Genomic DNA, 3609 nt, shown 5'->3' with positions numbered 1-3609 from the left:
CTGGCAAACCGTGCATAATGTTCGTTAATACATCGCCGTATTGGCTTTTCAAGTAGGAATACGATGCCAGGAAGTCATAGTTGAAAGTTGATGGGATGATGAAGGCATTCAAAAGATACAGGATCATAACTCCCAAGAACCCTATCAAATAACCCTTCATGTAGCTTCTCGATGGATTTTTAACTTCACTACCGACGAAAGTGACGACCTCCATACCAGTCCATGCCCAAATAGTCCAGAGCAGCATATTGTAGGTACCTGTCAACATGCTATTGGGTGTGAGTGGTGTAATTCCGAGAGAAGTCGCTACTGTTTGATTCAGTGCAGCGTTCATTATAGCTTCAGCTGTACCATTACCATAGATCGCATCAAACCTTGAAATACCAGCATCTCGACCAGAAAGAGCAGTTACCGCGAGTGCGACCAGTGTTATGACTAGAGGAATTATGGTCAACAGCCTTACAGACCATTTTATCACTTTCATACCTGTGTAATTTATCATCCATATAACTAGGACGAGAATAAGTGCTATCAACAATTGATGAGTTGGATCTGTGAGAGAGTTTGCTATATTGATGAGCAGCTGGTTCCCGGATGCTAGTCCAGAGACAACTAGCGGTCCACTCATGGCTTTTATGCCTATGAACAGCAAATACCCTGAAGCCATCGCCGCTCCTCCGCCAACAATGAAATACCAGAATGGCAGAAAGCCGATTACTGGATGGATGACCCTCGAGACTACAACGTAAAGGCTACTCGTCCGCGGGAAGCTGGAGGCAATCATTATGAAAGCTACAACGAGTGGTAGAAACATGAGGCCGGCGATGAAAAAGGCCAGCGGTAAGTTTCCACCGTAAACCGATGGGTCACCCAAAATCTTCACAGCATAATACGTCATTCCTGAAGCAGCAGGTGTAGCTAAAACCCAAATTATTATATCGTACCAGTTAAGTTCCCTTACCAGTCCTGAAGCCCTCCTCACGAAAAATGTTTCTTCTTCTTCCAAGGTATACACTATTAACTTTTTGGTAAACTTCTGAAAAAAATAGGTTTATAAATATATCTATAGAAGCTTTGGGCCATTCCTATTATAACTTATCTCTAATTTTTTGTATTTTCGATTTTTAGCCTGAAATATTTACTATTGATTTTAAAGTTCATGACGAAAAGTATGAAGATGATGAATAGGTAAACTACCCCCGCCCTCTAGGATGGGATCTATGACGTCTCAAGATGAATAAATTTGCCTCCTCCGCTTGGCTAGGGGCACTAACATATTAATTCCCTTTTTCAGTAATTTGGCAATGGTGTGAGATGATGAGCGGGGGGAATTTCAATTATTGGTGGAATTGGTACGTGGAGTGGATAGCAGATGGGGACGCTTCTGCGAGAGCATCTTCTAGGGTATATGCTGTTGAGAGAACAGCTTTTCAGAACGTCATGGTTGTTGAACTAATTTCTCTCGGGAAAACTCTGATAATCGATGGCAAGGTACAGTCCAGCCTCTATGACGAATATGTATATCATGAGAGCCTCGTACATCCCCCATTAATAGCCCATGGCTCTCCTGAAAAAGTGTTGATTCTTGGTGGAGGGGAAGGAGCCACATTAAGGGAAGTGCTCAGATATAAGAGCGTGAGAGAAGTACATATGGTTGATATCGATGAGAAAGTCATCGATTTCTCAAAGAAGTTTCTTTTCGAATGGCACAGAGGCTCTTTCGATGATCCAAGGGCCAAGGTAATTATAGGTGATGGTAGAAAGTTTGTTGAAGATGCAGTAGCTAGGGGAGAGAAGTACGATGCAGTTATAATAGACTTAGTTGATCCTTTAGTGGGAGGACCTGCTGTTCACTTATATACAAGAGACTTCTACCAATTGATAAAGCAACTTATTGGAGAAGACGGAGTAATGGTGACGCAAGCGACGAGCCCAATCCTCTATCAGAGGATGTATGCAATAATACTCAATACGATCGCCTCAGTATTTTCGATCGCCAGACCTTATGCGACTTATATCAGGAGTTACAATGGAATCTGGGGATTCATTTTCGGCTCAGAGAAAACAGATCCGCTCAATTTTAAATCGGAAGATATCGACGCTAGAATAAAAAGCAAACTCAAAACGTCTCAAGAGTTGAAATTCTATGATGGTTTGACCCATGAGATGCTTTTCAAGTTACCAAAGAACATCAGAGATTCTCTCAAGCTATATAAAGAGATTTCTACTGATGATTCCCCAAAATACTTGGAAATATAATGCGAGTTTTTTGAGTGCCTTTTATAATGGATTTTCTTATTATTCCGTCGAAATCAATATAAAGCCTTCTAATCTATAATATTAAAACGAAGTCTCCGGGAGCTCAGAGGTTCGCCGTGGCCTAGCCCGGCGGCGCACGCGCAACACGGAGCTCTTGCTCCGAGAATGAGCGCGCTGCCTCCGGCTGCGGGAAAATTCTGCCTCTGAGCGTTTACCGGGGAACAGCAAAAATCTTATAAGCCATCAAGAGAATTCCAGATATCGCTATCAAGATGACGGCTCGAGGAGACTCCGTCTCACATACGGAGAGAACTCGAGTCCGAGATAGGCTGTGTGAGCATTCCCCCGAGAAAGTGTCGGGGAGGCGCGGAATTCCGCTGAGAAACGCGCCCTCCGACCTTGCGGCCGAACTCCGGTTGATCCTGCCGGACCCGACTGCTATCGGGGTGGCGCTAAGCCATGGGAGTCGCACATCCCACCGCCGTGGGGTGTGGCGAACGGCTGAGTAACACGTGGCTAACCTACCCTCGGGACGGGGACAACTCCGGGAAACTGGAGCTTATCCCCGATAGGCGGGGAGTCCTGGAACGGTTCTCCGCCCAAAGGGATGGGAGGGGGTTATCGCCTTCTATCCGCCCGAGGATGGGGCTGCGTCCCATCAGGTTGTTGGCGGGGTAACGGCCCGCCAAGCCTATAACGGGTAGGGGCCGTGAGAGCGGGAGCCCCCAGATGGGCACTGAGACAAGGGCCCAGGCCCTACGGGGCGCACCAGGCGGGAAACCTCCGCAATGCGGTAACCCGTGACGGGGTCACCCCGAGTGCTCCCCTTATGGGGAGCTTTTCCCCGCTGCAGGAAGGCGGGGGTAATAAGTGGGGGGCAAGACTGGTGTCAGCCGCCGCGGTAATACCAGCCCCACGAGTGGTCGGGACGGTTATTGGGCCTAAAGCGCCCGTAGCCGGCCCAGCAAGTTCCTGCCTAAATCACCGGGCTCAACCCGGTGACTGGTGGGAATACTGCTGGGCTAGGAGGCGGGAGAGGCCGGGGGTACTCCTAGGGTAGGGGCGAAATCCTATAATCCTAGGAGGACCACCAGTGGCGAAGGCGCCCGGCTGGAACGCGCTCGACGGTGAGGGGCGAAAGCTGGGGGAGCAAACCGGATTAGATACCCGGGTAGTCCCAGCTGTAAACGATGCGGACTAGGTGTTGGACGGACCTAGGGTCCGTCCAGTGCCGCAGGGAAGCCGTTAAGTCCGCCGCCTGGGGAGTACGGCCGCAAGGCTGAAACTTAAAGGAATTGGCGGGGGAGCACCACAAGGGGTGGAGCCTGCGGCTTAATTGGAGTCAACGCC

General features: G+C 48.7%; 2 protein-coding genes and 1 rRNA gene. 2 read left to right on the top strand and 1 reads right to left on the bottom strand.

Translation table 11 applies throughout. The features are described from left to right. A partial coding sequence (locus ACP5PX_RS07530) for an amino acid permease (RefSeq protein ID WP_428085352.1) occupies positions 1 to 1006 on the bottom strand: 1006 nt, incomplete at its 3' end. Between the two features lie 311 nt (positions 1007 to 1317). Here ACP5PX_RS07530 and speE point away from each other — a divergent pair. Next, entirely contained in the window at positions 1318 to 2259 is a 942-nt protein-coding gene (gene speE / locus ACP5PX_RS07525) for a polyamine aminopropyltransferase (RefSeq protein ID WP_428085353.1), read from the top strand. A 409-nt stretch (positions 2260 to 2668) separates the two neighbouring features. Then, positions 2669 to 3609: ribosomal RNA gene (locus ACP5PX_RS07520) — 16S ribosomal RNA — on the top strand; the annotation flags it as partial.

It is taken from the genome of Hadarchaeum sp. (SeqCode) (genome assembly GCF_049969415.1).
GTDB lineage: Archaea > Hadarchaeota > Hadarchaeia > Hadarchaeales > Hadarchaeaceae > Hadarchaeum.
Note: the sequence above shows the minus strand (reverse complement) of the source record. Positions and strands in the feature narration are given on the sequence as shown.

What these genes read in the sequence shown, in the direction of transcription:
- speE (WP_428085353.1), top strand. Translation starts at nt 1,318, where the DNA reads ATGAGCGGGGGGAATTTCAATTATTGGTGGAATTGGTACGTGGAGTGG.